A 17,272-nucleotide genomic window follows, 5' to 3' on the forward strand; every position below is an offset into this window, starting at 1 on the left:
CGCAGGCGTGAGAGTCGACGATTTCGATTTCGAGCTGCCGCCGGAGCGGATCGCGCTACGACCGGCAAGCCCGCGTGACGCGGCCCGGATGCTGGTCGCCGACACGCGCGGGCTGCGCGACCGTGTCGTTCGGGAACTGCCCGAAATCCTGCGCGCCGGTGACTGCCTGGTCTTTAACGACACGCGCGTGATCCCTGCCCGGCTGGAGGGCCGGCGCGGCGATGCGGCCATAAGCGCCACGCTGCACAAGCGGGAGGGGCCGCGCCGCTGGCGCGCCTTCATCCGCAATGCCAGGCGGCTGCGCGACGGCGACACCATCGCCTTCGGCGGCGAAGTGCAGGCGGTGGCCGCGGACCGCGCGGCGGACGGCAGCTTCGCGCTCGATTTTGCCGGCGACGAACCGGTGGAGATCCTCCTGGAGCGCGCGGGCAGCATGCCCCTGCCGCCCTATATCGCCTCCAGGCGGCCGACGGACGCGCGCGATGCTCGGGACTATCAGACCATGTTCGCACGCGAAGCGGGGGCCGTCGCCGCGCCCACCGCCGCGCTGCACTTCACGCCGGAACTGATGGCCGAACTGGACGCCGCCGGCATCGCGCACGAGACGCTGACGCTGCATGTCGGCGCCGGCACGTTCCTGCCGGTGAAGGCGGAGGATACCGACGACCATGTCATGCACGCGGAATGGGGCCGGATCGACGCCGCGACCGCCGACCGGCTGAACGCCGTGCGCCGCGACGGCGGACGCGTCATCGCCGTGGGCACGACCAGCCTGCGCCTGATCGAGAGCGCGGCCGGCGCGGACGACGTGATCCGCCCGTTCGAGGGGGATACCGACATCTTCATCACGCCCGGCTATCGCTTTCGCGGGGTGGACGGCCTGATGACCAATTTCCACCTGCCGCGCTCCACGCTGTTCATGCTGGTATCGGCGCTGATGGGGCTGGAGCGGATGCAGGCGGTCTATGCCCATGCGATCGCGGGCGATTACCGCTTCTACAGCTATGGCGATGCCAGTCTGCTGCTCCCGGCCTGAAACGCACGGCCCAGTTGCGGGTCGGCATCCTCCGTTTGTCATAATGCAAGCGGACGGAGGGCTTGAATTCGACGACTTCCCGATGCGCTAGTATCACCCGGCACCATCGTCTTATGGAAACGCGCATGAGTGCTTCTCACCCCCGCGGCCATGCCGGCCACCATCACGGCCATTCCCATGCGCCCGCCGATTTCGGCCGCGCCTTCGCCATCGGTATCGCGCTGAACGTCGGCTTCGTCGCGATCGAGGGAGCGGCGGGTTTCCTGACCGATTCGATGGCGCTGCTGGCGGATGCCGGGCACAATCTGTCGGACGTGCTGGGCCTGCTGATCGCCTGGGGCGGAGCAGAGCTTGCCAAACGGCCGCCGTCCAAGCGCTTTACCTATGGTCTGCGCGGGTCCTCGATCCTGGCCGCACTGGGCAATGCGCTGCTGCTGATGATCGCGGTGGGCGCGATCTCGTGGGAGGCGATCGGGCGGTTGGGCGACCCGCCGCCCGTCGGCGGAGGCACGGTGATGATCGTCGCCGCCATCGGCATCGTCATCAACACCGCCACCGCACTGCTGTTCGCGCGCGGGCGCAAGGGCGACATCAATATCCGCGGCGCGTTCCTCCACATGGCGGCGGACGCGGCGGTATCCGCCGGCGTCGTCATTGCCGGCGGCCTGATCCTGTGGACCGGTGCGGAATGGATCGATCCCGTGGTCAGCCTGCTGATCGTCGCCGTCATCCTGTGGAGCACCTGGGGCCTGCTGAAGGAATCGACGACCATGGCGCTGCAGGCGGTCCCCCAGGGTATCGAGCACGACGCGGTGGCGGCAGCGTTGGAAAGCCTGCCCGGTGTCGCCCAGCTCCACGATCTCCATATCTGGCCGATGTCGACGACCGAGGTCGCCCTCACCGCGCATCTGGTCATGCCCGGCGGCCATCCGGGCGATCCGTTCCTGATCGACCTGCAACACCGCCTCGACCGCGATTTCGGCATTCACCACGCGACGGTGCAGATCGAGACCTCCGAGCAGTCCGCTTGCCACATGGAAAGCCCGCAACGCGTATAGCGGTTCTTCTCCCCCCTTTTGAACGGAAGGTTGAACGGAAGGGGCGCTCTCTCGAACTCCCCTCCGCTTCCCTTCGGCGGACGAGTTCGCTATCGCACGCGCGAGCGCCGGACGGCCGGCTTTCCTCATCATTCGGACAAGGCATTTTCCATGGGTTTCCGCTGCGGCATCGTCGGTCTTCCGAACGTCGGCAAGTCGACGCTTTTCAACGCGCTCACCGAAACGGCGGCGGCGCAGGCGGCGAACTATCCCTTCTGCACGATCGAACCCAATGTCGGTCAGGTCGCGGTGCCCGATCCGCGCCTCGACAAGCTGGCCGAGATCGCCGGTTCGGCGAAGAAGATCGAGACGCAGCTCGCCTTCGTCGACATCGCCGGGCTGGTGCGCGGCGCATCAAAGGGCGAAGGGCTGGGCAACCAGTTCCTCGGCAATATCCGCGAGGTCGACGCGATCGTCCACGTCCTGCGCTGTTTTGAAAATGACGACATCCAGCATGTCGACAACCATGTCGATCCGATCGCCGATGCCGAGACGGTGGAGACGGAACTGATGCTGTCCGACCTCGAAAGCCTCGAAAAACGCGTGCCCAATCTGCAGAAGAAGGGGCAGGCTGGCGACAAGGACGCCAAGCTCGCCGCGGCGGTGCTCGGTCGCGCGCTCGACCTGCTGCGCGACGGTTCGCCGGCGCGGCTGACCGAGATCAATGACGAGGAGGAGGCGCGCACCTTCGCCCAGGCACAACTCCTCACCGCCAAGCCGGTGCTGTACGTCTGCAACGTCAACGAGGACGAGGCGGCACAGGGCAACGAATATTCCGCGCGCGTGTTCGAAAAGGCGAAGGCCGAGGGCGCGCAGGCGGTGGTCGTGTCCGCCGCGATCGAGGCCGAGATCGCCACGATGGCGCCCGAGGACCGCAAGGAATTTCTTGCCGACCTGGGCCTGGAGGAGACCGGCCTCGCCCGTGTCATCCGCGCCGGATATACGCTGCTCGACCTGCTGACCTTCTTCACCGCCGGGCCGAAGGAAGCCCGCGCCTGGACCGTCCATAGCGGCGCGAGGGCGCCGCAGGCGGCGGGCGTGATCCACACCGATTTCGAGCGCGGCTTCATCCGTGCCGAAACGATCGCCTATGACGATTATGTCGCGCTGGGCGGTGAGGCCGGCGCACGCGATGCCGGCAAGCTGCGCCAGGAAGGCAAGGACTATGTCGTCCAGGACGGCGACGTGATGCTCTTCCGCTTCAACGTCTAGAGGCGGGTGCTGTCAGCTTTGCCCACGACCAGCCTGAACTTTCCGGGAAGTTCGGGGCCGGGGCGGGAGCACAAGGAAGCGGGGAGCAAAGGAAGGCAGAGGTAGAGGCTCTTCCTGAATCCGCCAAAGGGTCCGGCGCGGCGTTCAAAGTTGGTCGAACTTACCTCCGGACCGCCTTCCCTCCGTCACAAAGCAGTGGCAGGACGGCGCCCATGCAGACCTTGTTCCGGATCGCCGCCCTGGGGCTGGCAGCCATGCTGCCGGCCTGCGCCCCGCAGGTGAGTCAGACGCCGCGCACCGTCGCCGATGCCGCGCCGGCCGCAAGAGAGCCCGTCACCATCCTCGTTTCGATCGACGGCTTCCGCCCCGATTATCTCGATCGCGGCGTGACGCCGAACCTGTCGCGGCTGAAGGCGAGCGGCGTGTTTTCGCGCATGATCCCCTCCTTCCCGTCCAAGACCTTTCCCAACCACTGGGCGATCGCCACCGGCGAATATCCGGACCATAACGGCATCACCGCCAACAAGATGGAGGACCCTCGCCGGCCCGGCGAGGTCTTCAACATGGCGAGCGACGACCCCTTCTGGTGGAACGAGGCGAAGCCGATCTGGGTCGCCGCCGAACAGGCCGGCATCCGCACCGCGACCATGTTCTGGCCCGGCTCCAACGTCGCCTGGGGCGGAACGATGGACAAGGACTGGCCGCACGCGGTGACGGGCGGTACGCGGCCCCAGGACTGGCAGCAGTTCGCGCAGGCCGTATCGGGTACGCAGCGGGTGAATGCCGTGCTCGACTGGCTGCGGCGCCCCGCCGGCATCCGGCCGAAACTGGTGACGCTGTATTTCGATACCGTCGATACCGCCGGCCACGCCCATGGCCCCCAGGCGAAGGAGACGACCGCCGTCGTGGCCGACGTGGACGACAAGATCGGAATGCTGCTCGATGGGCTGGAGCGGCTCGACCAGCCGGCGAACCTGATCGTCGTGTCCGATCACGGCATGGCCGCGACCAGCACCGCGCGCACCGTAGCGCTCGACCGTTTTCTGCCGGCCGAGGACATTCGCGTCGTCGAAAGCGGCCCCTATGCCAGCCTGGAGCCGACAAAGGGCCATGAAGACGAGGTCGCGGCGAAGCTGCTGGGCAAGCACGAACACATGACCTGCTGGCGCAAGCAGAACATCCCGGTGCGCTTTCATTACGGCGCCAACCGCCGCATCCCGCCGATATTCTGCCTGGCCGAAACCGGCTGGTCGATCGCGCCGACCGCGCCGGCCGGGTCGTATTCGGGCGGCAATCACGGATATGACAACCGCGCGCCGGAGATGGCGGCGCTGTTCATCGCGCACGGCCCCGCCTTTGCCGATGGTGCGAACCTGCCGCCCTTTCCCAATGTCGATGTCGAGCCGCTGCTGCGTGATCTGATCGGTCTGCCGGCAAAGGCTGGCGCCGACGGCACGGATGCGCCATTCCAGCAGGTGCTGACCACGCACTGAAAGGCTGGCGATGCAATATTTCGAGGATATCGAGGTCGGCGCTCGCGACAGCTTCGGCCGCTATGCTGTGACGCGCGAAGAGGTGATCGACTTTGCGCGCAAATATGACCCGCAACCCTTTCACCTGTCGGACGAGGCGGCGGCGGAAACCTATTTCGGACGACTCTCTGCGAGCGGCTGGCACACCTGCGCGATGACGATGGCGATGATCGTCGAAAATCTGACGGACCGGCAGCAGGCGGGCCTTGGGTCGCCGGGTATCGACGAACTGCGCTGGCTGAAACCGGTCTATCCCGGCGATACGCTGCGCTGCGAGACGGAAGTGCTCGACAAGCGCGCATCCCGAAGCCGGCCCGAGATGGGCAGCTATCGCAGCCGAACCACGGTGTTCAACCAGGACGACGTGCCCGTGCTGACCTTCGTTTCCACGGGCCTGATCCGCCGCCGCCCATAAAGCCTTTTCCAGGTTGCCCGAAAATCGGACCGGGGGAAAGGCGCCCGAACGTCGAGGATCACCCCACCGTCGTCGCGGCCCACACCCGGTTCGATCACCTCAGCGCCGTTCTCCGCGGTCGCGCTGGCGCGCCTCGTGGCGGGCGCGCGCCCTGCCCGCGGCGTTCAGGCGACCGTCATTGCGATTGGTCCCACGGTTGCGCCATTGGTGGCCCCGCTCGCCCCGGCCGCGCCAGTCATGGTCGCGGTCGCCACGATTCCAGTGGCGGCGGTCACGGTCCCCATTCCGGTCGAACCCGCCCCAATGGCCGTCACGGCGGTCGCCGCGCCAGCTCTGCCGGCGATGCTGCCAGTAGCGCTGCTGCGCATTGTTCCAGCGATAGGGGCGACGATATCGGTCATAGACGTACACGCCGGTGCCGGGATAATAATAATCGCCGTACCATCCCCAATAGGGATTTCCGTAGGCGCCGTCATAATATCCGCCATAATAGGCGTCGTCATAATAGTCGCCGTAATATCCCGGCGAGCCATAGCCCGCCGATACGCCGCTATAGCCATAGCCGTCGGTGCAGGCAGCCAGGCCGAGGCCGGCCGCCACGATCAGGGCGCCGGTGGTGTAACGGGAAAGAGCCATCGCTTCTTCTCCTGTACGGACCGACAAACGGCGGCGTACACGCCGATGGGCGCGACCGAGCCGGTTACATTCATATAGGAAGGCAAACGTCGGCTGCGAAGTCCTTGTTCCGGCGCGATCAATCGCCCGCGAACTGCACCAGGCTGGTCACCGCCAGATTCTCGCCGCGCAGCATTTCGGCGCCGCCCAGGTCCGGCAGTTCGATGACGAAAGCCGCCTGGCGCACCGTCGCCCCGGCCTTGCGCAGCAACCGCACCGCCGCGCGCGCGGTGCCGCCGGTCGCGATCAGATCGTCGACGAGCAGGACGTTGGCGCCGGGCGTACACGCATCGGCATGGATGGCGATGCGGTCGGTGCCGTATTCCAGCGCATATTCTTCGGCGATGGTGGCGCCGGGAAGCTTGCCGTCCTTGCGGATAAGCAGCACGCCGGCGCCGAGCGCCAGGGCGATGGCAGGGGCGAAGACGAAGCCACGCGCCTCGATACCGGCGACGATGTCGACCGGCACCGCGATCTGATCGAGCATCCGCTCGACCGAGAGTTGCAGTCCCTGCGGGTCGAGCAACAGCGTCGTGATGTCGCGGAACTGGACCCCCGGCTTCGGAAAGTCGGGGATCGTCCGGATCCGCCGCCGGATATCGTCATTCGCGGCGGCGGCTGCCATCAATGCTTCTTGTCGCGCCAGATATTCTTGTAGGCGCCGAAGGTGAGGCCGCAGAAGATCAGGATGAACAGCACCGCCGCATAGCCGACCTGGTGCCGCTTGATCTTGTCCGGTTCCGCCGTCCAGGTCAGGAAGGCCGCGACATCGGTGGCCATCTGATCGACGGTCGCCTCGGTGCCGTCCGCATACTGGACCTGCCCGGCCGAGGTCAGCGGCGGCGGCATGGCGAGGTTCAACGTCGGGAAATACGGATTGTAGTGCAGCCCCGGCGGCGTCTTGGCGGTCGGGAATTGCGCGAGCAGTTCCTTCGGCTGGTCGCGATAACCGGTGATCAGCGAATGGATATAGGCCGCCCCGCCCTCGCGCGCCTTCACCATCAACGACAGGTCCGGCGGCACCGCATTGTTGTTCGCCGCCTTTGCCGCGACCTCGTTGGGAAAGGGGAGCGGGAAGTGATCCGCCGGCCTGTTGGGACGGGTGTCGGCTTCGCCGGTGTCGGGGTTCACGTCCGGCTGTTCGATCTGCCACTGCTCGGCGATCGCCTTCACCTCCGGCCCGGTATAGCCGAGCTGTTCAAGGTCGCGGAACGCGACGTGCCGCAGCGAATGGCAGGCGGAGCAGACCTCCTTGTAGACCTGGAAGCCGCGCTGCAACTGCTGCTTGTCCCAGTGGCCGAAGGGTCCGTCCGAAGCCAGGTGCAGCGGCTTCGGTTCGAGGTGATACTCCTCCGCCGCGCTTTCGGCCGGCGGATTGGTGATCAGCTCGCTCACCGTTCCCCACAGCGCGATCAGCAGCACGAAGGTGAAGGCCGCACCGATAAGATAGTTGAGATAGCGCAGAACCAGCGAAACCATGATTGTCGTTGCCCCTTATTCAGCCGGTGCGACGTTGCCGTCGACGGCCGTCTCGCGCATGCGCGATCCGCTCTTGCCCTCCAGCACGGCCTCGGTGATCGAGTTCGGCAGCGGGCGCGGACGCTCCAGCGCCGAGACGATCGGCAGGATGATCAGGAAGTGCGCGAAATAATAGCCCGAAGTGATCTGCCCGAGGATCAGATAGGTGGGCGTCGCTTCCGATCCGCCGACCCAGCCGAGCACGAGCACGTCGATCACCAGGATCCAGAAGAAGATCCGATAGACCGGACGATAGTTGCTCGACCGTACCGGCGACTTGTCCAGCCACGGCAGGAAGAACAAGAGCAGGATCGAGCCGAACATCGCCAGCACGCCCCACAGCTTCGCCGGCAGGATGAAGTCCGCGGTGAACGAGCGCAGGATCGCGTAGAATGGCCAGAAATACCATTCGGGCACGATATGCGCCGGCGTCGAAAGCGGATTGGCCGGGATATAGTTGTCCGGATGGCCGAAATAATTCGGCGCGAAGAACAGGATGATCGCGAAGACCAGCATGAACACGCCCAGGCCGAAGCCGTCCTTCGCGGTGTAATAGGGGTGGAACGGCACCGTGTCCTGTTCGCCCTTTACATCGACGCCGGTGGGATTGTTCGACCCCGGAATGTGCAGCGCCCAGATATGCAGGACGATGACGCCCGCGATCACGAAGGGCAGCAGATAGTGCAGCGAGAAGAAGCGGTTGAGCGCCGCATTGTCGGGCGCATAGCCGCCCAGCAGCCAGATGCGGATATTCTCGCCGACCACCGGGATGGCCGAGAAGAAGCCGGTGATCACCTGCGCGCCCCAGAAGCTCATCTGCCCCCAGGGCAGGACATAGCCCATGAAGGCGGTGGCCATCATCAGGAGGAAGATGACGACGCCCAGCAGCCACACCATCTCGCGCGGCGGCTTGTAGGACCCGTAATAGAGCCCGCGAAAGATATGGGTATAGACGACGATGAAGAACATCGACGCGCCGTTGGCGTGCGCATAGCGCAGGAACCAGCCGGCATTTACGTCGCGCATCAGATGCTCGACCGAATCGAACGCGACCGCGCCGTTCGCGGCATAGTGCATGGCGAGCACGACGCCGGTGATGATCTGAATGGCGAGCGCGGCACCCGCCAGCACGCCGAAATTCCAGAAATAGTTCAGGTTGCGCGGCACCGGGTAGCCGGCGCCCACGGCATTATAGACCAGGCGGGGAAGCGGCAGCTTCTCGTCCACCCACTGCATCACGGGATGCTTCGGCCGATACTGTTCTGCCCAGGGAAAACTCATGGTCTCAGGCCTCCCCTACCAGGACGGTGGTATCCGATGTGAACTTGTATTCCGGCACGAAAAGGTTTTTCGGCGCCGGCCCCTGCCGGATGCGCGCGGCGGTATCGTACACCGAACCGTGACAGGGGCAGAAATAGCCGCCGAACGGTCCGCGCGTCTCGCCCTCGCCCGCACCCAGCGGCACGCAGCCGAGATGGGTACACACGCCCAGCGTGATCAGCCAGTTCTCGTGCCCTTCCTTGGTGCGCTGCGCCAGCGTTTCGGGATCGCGCAGTTCGGAAAGCGGAACGGCCTCCGCCTCGGCGATTTCCTTCGGCGTCAGGTTGCGCACGAACAGCGGCTGCTTGCGAAAGCTGGTGGTGATCGCCTGGCCCGGCTCGATCCCGGACAGGTCGACCGTCGTCGTCGACAGCGCCAGCACGTCGGCCGACGGGTTCATCTGGTTGATGAGCGGCAGCGCGATGACACCGGCGCCGACCCCGGCGAACGCGACCGCACCGATCGAAAGATAGTCGCGGCGGCGCGGATTCTCGACATGATCCTCGCGATCGGTCGAAGACTCTCCTGGTGGTAGCGCGTTGTCAGCCGTTGCCATGAATCAACCCTTGCAATCCTCTTCGCTCGCACAAGCGCCTGTCAGGGTACCGACGCGGCAGGCACGCTTGCGCCGGGCCGACCGGTTTTCCCGGTAGCCCGCGGCCTGATAAACGGCGAACGACCGCTTTGCCAACAGCAATTTGCCCACGCTTGTCCCCCGCACCCCCGCGCGGCTAAGGCCCCGTCCATGCGAATGGCACTGTTTCAGCCCGATATCGCCGGCAATGTCGGCACGGTGATCCGCCTCGCCGCCTGCCTGGGTGCGGCGGTCGACCTGATCGAGCCGATGGGTTTCGCCTATTCCGATCGCGCGCTCGCCCGCGCCGGCATGGACTATGTCGGCCGGGCCGAGGTCGTCCGCCATGCCGACTGGGACGCCTTTGCCGCGACTCTGGCGGGGCGGCTCGTGCTGTTCACGACGCGCGGCGACACACGCCACTGCGACGCGCGATACCGCGCCGACGACATATTGCTGTTCGGCTCCGAAAGCGCGGGTGCGCCCGCCTTCGTCCACGATTGCGCCGATCTGCGGCTGCGCATCCCGATCGCGGCCGATACGCGGTCCTTGAACCTCGCGGTCGCAGCGGGCATCGCGCTTGGCGAGGCGCTGCGGCAGACGAAGGGATGGCCGGAATGACGGAACTGGACGATCAGCAGCAACGCGCGCGCGACTGGTTCGAACATCTGCGCGACCGGATTTGCGAGGCGTTCCGGGCAATCGAGCACGAAGCGGGGTCCGAGGCCGATTTCACCTTTGTTCCGTGGGACCGCGTCGACCCCGACGGAGCGCCCGGCGGCGGCGGCGTGCGTGGCGTGATGAAGGGCAAGGTGTTCGAAAAGGTGGGCGTCAACGTCTCCACCGTGTTCGGCCGCTTTGAAGGCGAATTCGCCAAGTCCATCCACGGCGCGGGCGAGGACCCGCGATTCGTCGCCACCGGAATCAGCCTCGTCGCGCACATGGCCAATCCGCATGTGCCGGCGGTGCACATGAACACCCGCTTTCTGACGACGACGAAGCGGTGGTTCGGCGGCGGTGCGGACCTGAACCCGCCCATTCCCTATGACGAAGACACCGCCGACTTCCACGCCGTGCTGAAGCGCGCGTGCGACGCGCACGATCCCGGATATTATCCGCGCTTCAAGAAATGGGCGGACGATTATTTCTACATCCCGCACCGCCAGGTGCATCGCGGCGTGGGCGGCATCTTCTACGATCACCTGGAAGGCGATTTCGACGCCGATTTCGCCTTTACCCGCGATGTTGGCCGGGCCTTTCTGGAAATCTTTCCGCAGATCGTCCGGCGGCGCATGTACCACGACTGGACCGAGGCCGATATCGCGCAACAGCGCGCATGGCGCGGCCGCTATGCCGAATTCAACCTCGTCTACGATCGCGGCACGCTGTTCGGGCTGAAGACCGGCGGCAACATCGATGCGATCCTGATGAGCCTGCCGCCCGTGGCGACATGGGACTGACGCCGGTCCGCAGCGGCGATGTCGCGACAGTCGTGACCTCGCTGGAGATGGTCGAGCGGCCGGACCTGCCCGAACCGCCGCCCTCGCCGCTGTCGCTGGTGCGCTGGCCGGCGCCCGGCCTGACGCGCTACCGCGACCTGTTCCGGCGTGTCGGCGGCCCCTGGCTGTGGTATTCGCGCCTCGCCATGGCCGATGCGGACCTGGCGCGGATTCTGGAGAATCCCGACGTGCAGGTTCACGCCGTGCGCGACGCGGACGCCGACGGGGATGTCGGCATGCTGGAACTCGATTTCCGCGAGCCCGACAGTTGCGAGCTTTCCTATGTCGGGCTGGTGCCCGGCCGGACCGGCAAGGGCCATGGCCGCTGGCTGATGGCGCACGCGCTACGGCTCGCCTGGCGGCCGGGCGTCCGGCGGGTATGGGTGCACACCTGCACGCTCGACCATCCCGGCGCGCTCCGCTTCTATCGCAGAAGCGGGTTCCGGCCGTTCAAGCGGACCATGGAGACCTTCCCCGATCCGCGCATACTCGGCCTCCTGCCGCCGGACATGGGCGCACATGTGCCGATGCTGGCCGATCCGCCAGGCGGAGCACCGCCGGAACGCTAGCGCCCGCTCTTTGCGAGCTGGCGGTACACCGCGATCTTCACCAGGATGTCGGCGATGCTCGCGGCCATGCTGATCGCCGCCGTCACTGCCATCAGCACGATGTTCGCGACCGGGCTGCCGCCGGCGCCGCCGATTGCGCCCGCCATGGCCGAAGGGATGGACGACAGCACATTGCCCGTCAGCCAGATCGCGACGGAGACGAACATCAGCGTCCAGGCATGCCGCCGGGTCAGATCGAAACTTCGGCTGATCGCCTCGATGGGGCCGAGCTTCGGTTCCACCATCAGCACCGGGCCGAGCAGATAGCAGCGACCGAGCAGATAGAGGCCCGGCACCACGAGCAGCAGCATGCCCGCCCCGATGATCAGGCGCGCGACGACCATCGCCAGCACGAACATTGCGAACCGCGCGAGCGCCAGGCGCATCGCCTCGCCCACCGTCGGCTTGCCCCGCAGGACGAGGGCATAGATCGTCGCCGCACCGAACATGCCCAGCACGGCCGCACTCAACGACCAGGGCGCCAGCGCGATGTAACCGTCGAACACCGCGCGCGCCGCCTCTACATCGCCCGGCGCGACGCCGCCTTCGGGAATTTCCGGCACCGAGGCGAGCAACAGGGTGGCGTAGAGCGGCAGGAACAGGAAGGGGGCGGCGATGCGAACCAGCAGGTCGCGCTCGCGCCGCCAGAGCGCCAGCGCCGCCTGCAACGCGGCGGACATGTCCAGGGTCATGCCGGAACCGCGACGCCGCGTGTGCCGCCATGGCCGCACACCGCTTCGTAGAGCTGGGCGACGAAGACCGCCTGGATCACGGTGAAGATCGTGCCGACGCCCGCCACCAGGATGCCGGTCAGCACCTTGGCCGTGGTGATCGGTCCGCCGCCGCCGAGCAGCAAGGTCAGCAATGTGCCGACGACCGACTTGGTGGCGAGTTCGGCGACCAGCGACACCAGCAGGTAAAGCAATATCACGCCGATGATCGGAAAGGTCAGGCCGTCGGTCAGCCGCCAGGACCGCGGGATCGCGCGCAGACCCACCCGCTCCGCCACCAGGATCGGCGTCACCAGCAGGAGCCGCGCCAACAGGAAGACGAGCAGCGGGATCAGGATCACCACATACAGCGCCACGACCGCCAGGCCGGTCGGCGACAGATCCAGATCGCGGTGCGCCATCGCCATCAGATCGGCCCCGGTCGCCGCCAGGATCAACGGCAGCGGCACGAGCAGCAGCGCCAACGCCGCGAGCAGGACAAGCGCCACGCCGATCACCACCGGCAGGCGGATCAGGCCCAGCCGACCGCCGGCGCCGGCATCGAGCCGGTCCACCACGATCGCCGTGATCGCGAGCTTGGCCCACAGAACCACGATCCCCTGGACGAGCTGTGCGACGCCAAGCCCGATCTTCACCGCCTGCGCGTCGGTCGCCTGAAGCGGCTGCAACGCTTCCATGATCGCCAACGGCACGAAAATGCCGATCAACGCGATGGGCAGGACCGCGGATATGCGATCGCCGAGGAACGCCGTCGTCCGTTCCCAGACGATACCCATCTTGACCATTGGTCGCCCCACCCTCAATTGCAGTTCGCGAACGGTCTTCGTCGCACAACGGGTTTAGCCAAGCACCACCGCCTTGCCAATGCCAGCCGACATCATGTCCCCGGACCCCGTCCGCCTGATCGAAGGCGTGGAATGGTGCGTCGCGCCAGGGCTGACCGAGTATAGCCGGGCGCTGACCGCGATGGAGGCGCGGGCCGCCGCCATCGCCGCCGGAACGGCGCGCGAGCGGGTCTGGCTGGTGGAACACCCCCCGGTCTATACCGCGGGCACCAGCGCCGATCTGCGCGAACTCGTCGATCCGCGCTTTCCGGTCCACGAAACCGGTCGCGGCGGACGCTACACCTATCACGGCCCCGGCCAGCGCGTCGGCTATCTGATGCTTGACCTGAACGCCCGCGGCCGCGACATCCGGCGATTCGTCCATTCGCTGGAAAACTGGCTTGTCGCCACGCTCGCCGATTTCGGAATTTCCTGCAGAACGGTGCCCGGCCGGGTCGGGATCTGGACGGACGACGAGGGCAGCGAGGCGAAGATCGGCGCCATCGGCATCCGGGTGAAGCGCTGGGTTAGCTTCCACGGCTTTGCGATCAATCTCGATCCCGATCTCCAGCATTTTCAAGGTATTGTGCCCTGCGGGATCGCCGACGCACCGGTGACGAGCGCGGCCAGGCTGGGAAATCGCATGGCGCCGCGCGCATTCGACGAAGCGCTCGCCGCGCGCTTTCCCGGCTTCCTTTCGGCACTTGCCGATGACGGCGCGCAAAAGGACCCTTGAGGGCGGGCGACCAAAGGACTAATGTCCACCGCGATTTGGGTGATAAGGCCAGCGTGCTGACCAAATCCACTATTAGGGAGCTCTAAATGCGTGCACTCATCTCCAAAGTCGTCACCGGTTCGATGATCGCCGGCGCGGCGCTGATGGTTTCGGCCTGCGGCGGAACCGACGAAACGACCGACAACACCACCATCACGGATCTCAATTCGACCGACACGATGGGCACCATGGACGACAATATGTCGATGGTCGACGGCGCCATGGGCAACGACGCCATGATGGCGAACGACATGATGGCCAATGACATGATGTCGAACGACATAATGGGCAACGACATGATGTCGAACGAGATGTAATCTCGGCCGCAACGGTTTTCCGAAGGGCCGTCCGGGCGACCGGGCGGCCCTTTCGATTCCCCGCCCGTACCTTTTTTCCGTCGGTTCGCGTGCCACGGCGGCCGGACGGGACAATAAGGCGGTCCATCAAAAAAACGCTTGGGACGGCGCGGCAAATTATCTAATCCTGCCATGGTGGGGCCCGATTGCCGGGCGAGAGGATATTATGCGCGTTTTTCGTATCTTGGCGGCCATCGCCGCGATGTTCGTCACCTTTTCAGCCGCCCCGGCATCGGCGCAGTTCTTCCTGAAACCGGTCGACCTTTCCGGGCCGAAGGTCACCGGCGCGGAACCTGGCATGGTGGGCCAGGCCCTGCCCGGCGCGACGCCGGCGGAATTGCGCGCGGCCCTGGTCTGGAACCTGCGCGCCGCCCTCAACGTCGCGGCCCTGCAATGCCAGTTCGAGCCGACGTTGATCACGATCAACCAGTATAACACGCTGTTGTCGGACCATTCCCAGGAGCTGAAATCCGCCTACGAGACCCTGTCGGCCTATTTCCAGCGAATGGAAAAGACGAAAAAGGCCGCACAACTGGCGCTCGACCAGTATGGCACCCGCGTCTATTCCGGTTTCTCCACCGTCGGCGGGCAGCTCAGCTTCTGCCAGACCGCCAACGACATCGGCAGCGAGGTGCTGTTCGCCAAGCAGCAGACGCTGGGCGACATCGCGCAGGCGCGCATGTATGAGCTGCGCCGCAGCCTCTTGTCCTGGGGCGATCAGCAATTCCGCAACCGCTTCGGCTGGGAAGTGCCCGACCTGGTCAACTTCTCCCGCCCCGAATGCTGGGACGAGGGCGTGTATCGGCCGCGCAAATGCGGCATCTATCCGGTGGGCCGCTATCTCGGCTGACGGCGTGACGCCGCGCCCGCGGGCCGGTCACGCATGCCGCATCCTCCCAGCAGGATCGAAGCGGGCACGACCGGCCAGCCCGGAGTTCGACCAACGTTGAGCGCCGTGCCGGGCCCTCCGGCTGACTCAGCAAGCGCCTCGCACCTCCACCCCCTTGTGCTTCCGCGAAGGGTTGTGTGCGGCAATGTTCGACGGACCGGAACGCCTCCTCTCAGGACGGCAGATTGGGATAGCAGACATCCCGAACCGCGGGTCGGCGTGTCAGCTTCGCGCCCCAAAATGCGGCCGTTCGGCATCTAGGCGCCATAAAGGAATTCGAGGCCACGGCGTGGCGCCGGTCCACGATACCACCGAATTTGGCAGAGTTCTTACCTATTTTCCAGCAAGTTGCCCAGACAGCAACGTCTGGCTGGGGCGGCAGGATTCGAACCTGCGCATGGCGGCACCAAAAGCCGCTGCCTTACCGCTTGGCTACGCCCCAATCGCGCAAGCCCTTAGCACCGCTTCCGCGCGAATGAAAAGCCCGTCGCGCGACGCTTTTCACCTGCCCGTCAGAACAGGCGCTTCACCCAACCGTGCGTATCGTCGTGTTCCCCGCGCTGGATGCCGACCAGACGGTCGCGCAGGCGCTGCGTGAGCTGGCCCGTGCCGCCCGCGCCGATCGTGAAATCGCCCTTGGACGAACGCACGGTGCCGACCGGCGTGACCACCGCCGCCGTGCCGCAGGCGAAGGTTTCGCGCAGGCGGCCGCTCTCGGCATCCGCGCGCCACTGGTCGATCGCATAGGGTTCCTCGCGCACCGCGATCCCTTCGTCCCGGGCCAGCGTCAGGATGGAATCGCGGGTGATGCCCGGCAGGATCGTGCCCTTCAGCGGCGGTGTCACCATCGATCCGTCGTCCATCACGAAGAACAGGTTCATGCCGCCCAGTTCCTCGACCCAGCGATGCTCGGCCGCGTCGAGGAACACCACCTGGTCGCAGCCCTTTTCGATCGCCTGCGACTGCGCGACCAGGCTGGCGGCGTAGTTGCCGCCGCACTTGGCCGCACCCGTACCCCCTGGCGCCGCGCGGGTATAATCGTCCGACACCCAGATCGAGATCGCCTTGGCCCCGCCCTGGAAGTATGCGCCGACCGAGGACGCGATGACGAGGTAGAGATATTCGTGCGCCGGCCGCACGCCCAGGAACACTTCGCTGGCGAACATGAAGGGGCGAAGATAGAGCGCGCCGCCCTCCGCCGTCGGGATCCAGTCGCGGTCGATTTCAGTCAGCTTCTCGATCGATTCGAGGAACAGCTTTTCCGGCAGTTGCGGCATCGCCATCCGCTCGGCCGACTTCTGGAAGCGCCGCGCATTCTGCTCCGGCCGGAATAGCGCGGTCGATCCGTCGGCCAGGCGATAGGCCTTCATGCCTTCGAAGATTTCCTGCGCATAGTGCAGCACGGAGGACGCCGGATCCATCTCGATCGCTTTGCGCGGCGCGATCTTCGCTGCGTGCCAGCCCTTGTCCCTGGACCAGCGGACCATCGCCATGTGGTCGGTGAAGACACGGCCGAAACCGGGGTCGGCGATGCGGGCCTCGCGCTCGCTGGCGGGGACCGGCGACGCATTGGCCTCAACCTCGAATTGCAGCGTCGTTTCGGTGTCCATCGGCCGTCCTCGAAATGGTGGTCGCAGCGCAAATGCACGGACTTTTCCGTACCTGCTCCGGTTGCGGAGGCGTAGTGCCGATGGCAGATATGGTCAACATGGCTGGCCAAAGTCCGAACGAGCCGTTGCGCGGCGCTTCCCCGCTATTCCTGCGCGAGCCGGAAATCCGGCGCGGCGTGGAACTCCTGTTCTTCGGATACAGCCACCTCACGCGCGCGATAGACGAGCGGTTGGCGGCGGAGCATCTCGGCAGGGCGCACCACCGCGCGCTTTATTTCATCGCGCGTCAGCCGGACCTGACGGTCAGCGATCTGCTCGCCACGCTCGCCATCACCAAGCAGTCGCTCGGCCGCGTGCTGAACGATCTTTCCGAGCGCGGGCTGGTGGAATCGCGCACCGGCGAGCGCGACAGGCGGCAGAAGCTGCTGCGTCTGACGGAGGCTGGGAAGGCGATCGAGGCGGAGTTGTTCGAATCGCTGCGCGAGCGCCTGTCAGCGGCCTATTCCAAGGCGGGACAGGACGCCGTCGGCGGCTTCTGGCTAGTGCTTGAGGGCTTGCTGCCCGAAGCCGAGCGCCAACGCATCGCCGGCGCCCGGTAGGG

At 66.0% G+C, this 17,272-nt stretch carries 20 protein-coding genes and 1 tRNA gene; 12 read left to right on the forward strand and 9 right to left on the reverse strand.

Annotation, left to right across the window (positions count from 1 at the left end):
• Positions 1-7 precede the first annotated feature (7 nt).
• The 5 genes from queA to RPR59_RS12270 all read left to right on the forward strand — a co-directional run bounded on the left by queA (position 8) and on the right by RPR59_RS12270 (position 5,292).
• Positions 8-1,036: a tRNA preQ1(34) S-adenosylmethionine ribosyltransferase-isomerase QueA gene (gene queA, locus RPR59_RS12250; RefSeq protein WP_313914444.1), complete on the forward strand. Its 1,029-nt coding sequence runs from the start codon at positions 8-10 to the stop codon at positions 1,034-1,036.
• A gap of 125 nt (positions 1,037-1,161) precedes the next feature.
• Positions 1,162-2,094, forward strand: coding sequence for a cation diffusion facilitator family transporter (locus RPR59_RS12255; protein ID WP_313914446.1), 933 nt, complete (start codon positions 1,162-1,164; stop codon positions 2,092-2,094).
• Positions 2,095-2,244: 150 nt separating this feature from the next.
• Complete coding sequence (ychF, locus tag RPR59_RS12260; RefSeq protein WP_313914448.1) at positions 2,245-3,345, forward strand: redox-regulated ATPase YchF; 1,101 nt, start codon at positions 2,245-2,247, stop codon at positions 3,343-3,345.
• Between the two features lie 212 nt (positions 3,346-3,557).
• Positions 3,558-4,838: an alkaline phosphatase family protein gene (locus RPR59_RS12265; RefSeq protein WP_313914450.1), complete on the forward strand. Its 1,281-nt coding sequence runs from the start codon at positions 3,558-3,560 to the stop codon at positions 4,836-4,838.
• Positions 4,839-4,848: 10 nt separating this feature from the next.
• On the forward strand, positions 4,849-5,292 hold the full coding sequence (locus tag RPR59_RS12270) for a MaoC family dehydratase (RefSeq protein ID WP_313914452.1): 444 nt from the start codon (positions 4,849-4,851) through the stop codon (positions 5,290-5,292).
• Between the two features lie 99 nt (positions 5,293-5,391).
• Here the strand turns inward: RPR59_RS12270 and RPR59_RS12275 are convergent, their stop codons facing one another.
• The 5 genes from RPR59_RS12275 to petA form a co-directional block, all read right to left on the reverse strand.
• Positions 5,392-5,928 carry a hypothetical protein gene (locus RPR59_RS12275; RefSeq protein WP_313914454.1) on the reverse strand — a complete coding sequence of 179 codons (537 nt, stop codon included), beginning with the start codon at positions 5,926-5,928 and terminating at the stop codon, positions 5,392-5,394.
• Between the two features lie 118 nt (positions 5,929-6,046).
• Positions 6,047-6,592 (reverse strand): adenine phosphoribosyltransferase, encoded by a 546-nt coding sequence (locus RPR59_RS12280; RefSeq protein WP_313914456.1) that lies wholly within the window; start codon positions 6,590-6,592, stop codon positions 6,047-6,049.
• The gene (locus RPR59_RS12285) at positions 6,592-7,446 is read right to left on the reverse strand and encodes a cytochrome c1 (protein WP_313914458.1); all 855 of its coding nucleotides are present in this window, start codon (positions 7,444-7,446) and stop codon (positions 6,592-6,594) included. The genes RPR59_RS12280 and RPR59_RS12285 overlap by 1 nt, the downstream gene beginning before the upstream one ends.
• A 15-nt stretch (positions 7,447-7,461) precedes the next feature.
• Positions 7,462-8,766, reverse strand: coding sequence for a cytochrome b (locus RPR59_RS12290; RefSeq protein WP_313914459.1), 1,305 nt, complete (start codon positions 8,764-8,766; stop codon positions 7,462-7,464).
• Positions 8,767-8,770: 4 nt separating this feature from the next.
• Positions 8,771-9,361: a ubiquinol-cytochrome c reductase iron-sulfur subunit gene (petA, locus tag RPR59_RS12295; RefSeq protein ID WP_313914461.1), complete on the reverse strand. Its 591-nt coding sequence runs from the start codon at positions 9,359-9,361 to the stop codon at positions 8,771-8,773.
• Between the two features lie 189 nt (positions 9,362-9,550).
• Between petA and RPR59_RS12300 the strand changes: the two genes are divergently transcribed.
• Genes RPR59_RS12300 through RPR59_RS12310 form a run of 3 tightly spaced genes read left to right on the forward strand, consistent with a single transcriptional unit; the run spans position 9,551 to position 11,447 of the window.
• Entirely contained in the window at positions 9,551-10,000 is a 450-nt protein-coding gene (locus RPR59_RS12300) for a tRNA (cytidine(34)-2'-O)-methyltransferase (RefSeq protein WP_313914463.1), read from the forward strand.
• On the forward strand, positions 9,997-10,839 hold the full coding sequence (gene hemF, locus RPR59_RS12305) for an oxygen-dependent coproporphyrinogen oxidase (RefSeq protein ID WP_313918502.1): 843 nt from the start codon (positions 9,997-9,999) through the stop codon (positions 10,837-10,839). Before RPR59_RS12300 ends, hemF begins: the two co-directional genes overlap by 4 nt.
• A complete protein-coding gene (locus RPR59_RS12310) occupies positions 10,830-11,447 on the forward strand; it encodes a GNAT family N-acetyltransferase (RefSeq protein WP_313914465.1) in 618 nt (205 codons plus the stop codon). Before hemF ends, RPR59_RS12310 begins: the two co-directional genes overlap by 10 nt.
• Here the strand turns inward: RPR59_RS12310 and RPR59_RS12315 are convergent.
• Together RPR59_RS12315 and RPR59_RS12320 are read right to left on the reverse strand one after the other, a co-directional pair.
• A complete protein-coding gene (locus RPR59_RS12315) occupies positions 11,444-12,178 on the reverse strand; it encodes a hypothetical protein (RefSeq protein ID WP_313914467.1) in 735 nt (244 codons plus the stop codon). The genes RPR59_RS12310 and RPR59_RS12315 overlap by 4 nt on opposite strands.
• Positions 12,175-13,002, reverse strand: coding sequence for a hypothetical protein (locus tag RPR59_RS12320; RefSeq protein WP_313914469.1), 828 nt, complete (start codon positions 13,000-13,002; stop codon positions 12,175-12,177). Before RPR59_RS12320 ends, RPR59_RS12315 begins: the two co-directional genes overlap by 4 nt.
• Before the next feature lie 94 nt (positions 13,003-13,096).
• Between RPR59_RS12320 and lipB the strand changes: the two genes are divergently transcribed.
• The 3 genes from lipB to RPR59_RS12335 all read left to right on the forward strand — a co-directional run bounded on the left by lipB (position 13,097) and on the right by RPR59_RS12335 (position 15,022).
• Positions 13,097-13,777: a lipoyl(octanoyl) transferase LipB gene (gene lipB, locus RPR59_RS12325; protein WP_313914471.1), complete on the forward strand. Its 681-nt coding sequence runs from the start codon at positions 13,097-13,099 to the stop codon at positions 13,775-13,777.
• 86 nt (positions 13,778-13,863) lie between these two features.
• Positions 13,864-14,133 (forward strand): hypothetical protein, encoded by a 270-nt coding sequence (locus RPR59_RS12330; protein ID WP_313914473.1) that lies wholly within the window; start codon positions 13,864-13,866, stop codon positions 14,131-14,133.
• 205 nt (positions 14,134-14,338) lie between these two features.
• On the forward strand, positions 14,339-15,022 hold the full coding sequence (locus RPR59_RS12335; protein ID WP_313914475.1) for a hypothetical protein: 684 nt from the start codon (positions 14,339-14,341) through the stop codon (positions 15,020-15,022).
• Between the two features lie 406 nt (positions 15,023-15,428).
• Here RPR59_RS12335 and RPR59_RS12340 read toward each other — a convergent pair.
• Positions 15,429-15,503: transfer RNA gene (locus RPR59_RS12340), tRNA-Gln, on the reverse strand.
• Between the two features lie 70 nt (positions 15,504-15,573).
• Positions 15,574-16,671 carry a branched-chain amino acid aminotransferase gene (locus RPR59_RS12345; RefSeq protein WP_313914477.1) on the reverse strand — a complete coding sequence of 366 codons (1,098 nt, stop codon included), beginning with the start codon at positions 16,669-16,671 and terminating at the stop codon, positions 15,574-15,576.
• Positions 16,672-16,751: 80 nt separating this feature from the next.
• On the opposite strand from RPR59_RS12345, the gene RPR59_RS12350 reads away from it, so the two are divergent.
• Positions 16,752-17,270, forward strand: coding sequence for a MarR family winged helix-turn-helix transcriptional regulator (locus RPR59_RS12350; RefSeq protein ID WP_313914479.1), 519 nt, complete (start codon positions 16,752-16,754; stop codon positions 17,268-17,270).
• The last annotated feature ends 2 nt before the right edge of the window (positions 17,271-17,272 follow it).

It is taken from the genome of Stakelama saccharophila (genome assembly GCF_032229225.1).
GTDB classification, from domain to species: domain Bacteria; phylum Pseudomonadota; class Alphaproteobacteria; order Sphingomonadales; family Sphingomonadaceae; genus Sphingomonas; species Sphingomonas saccharophila.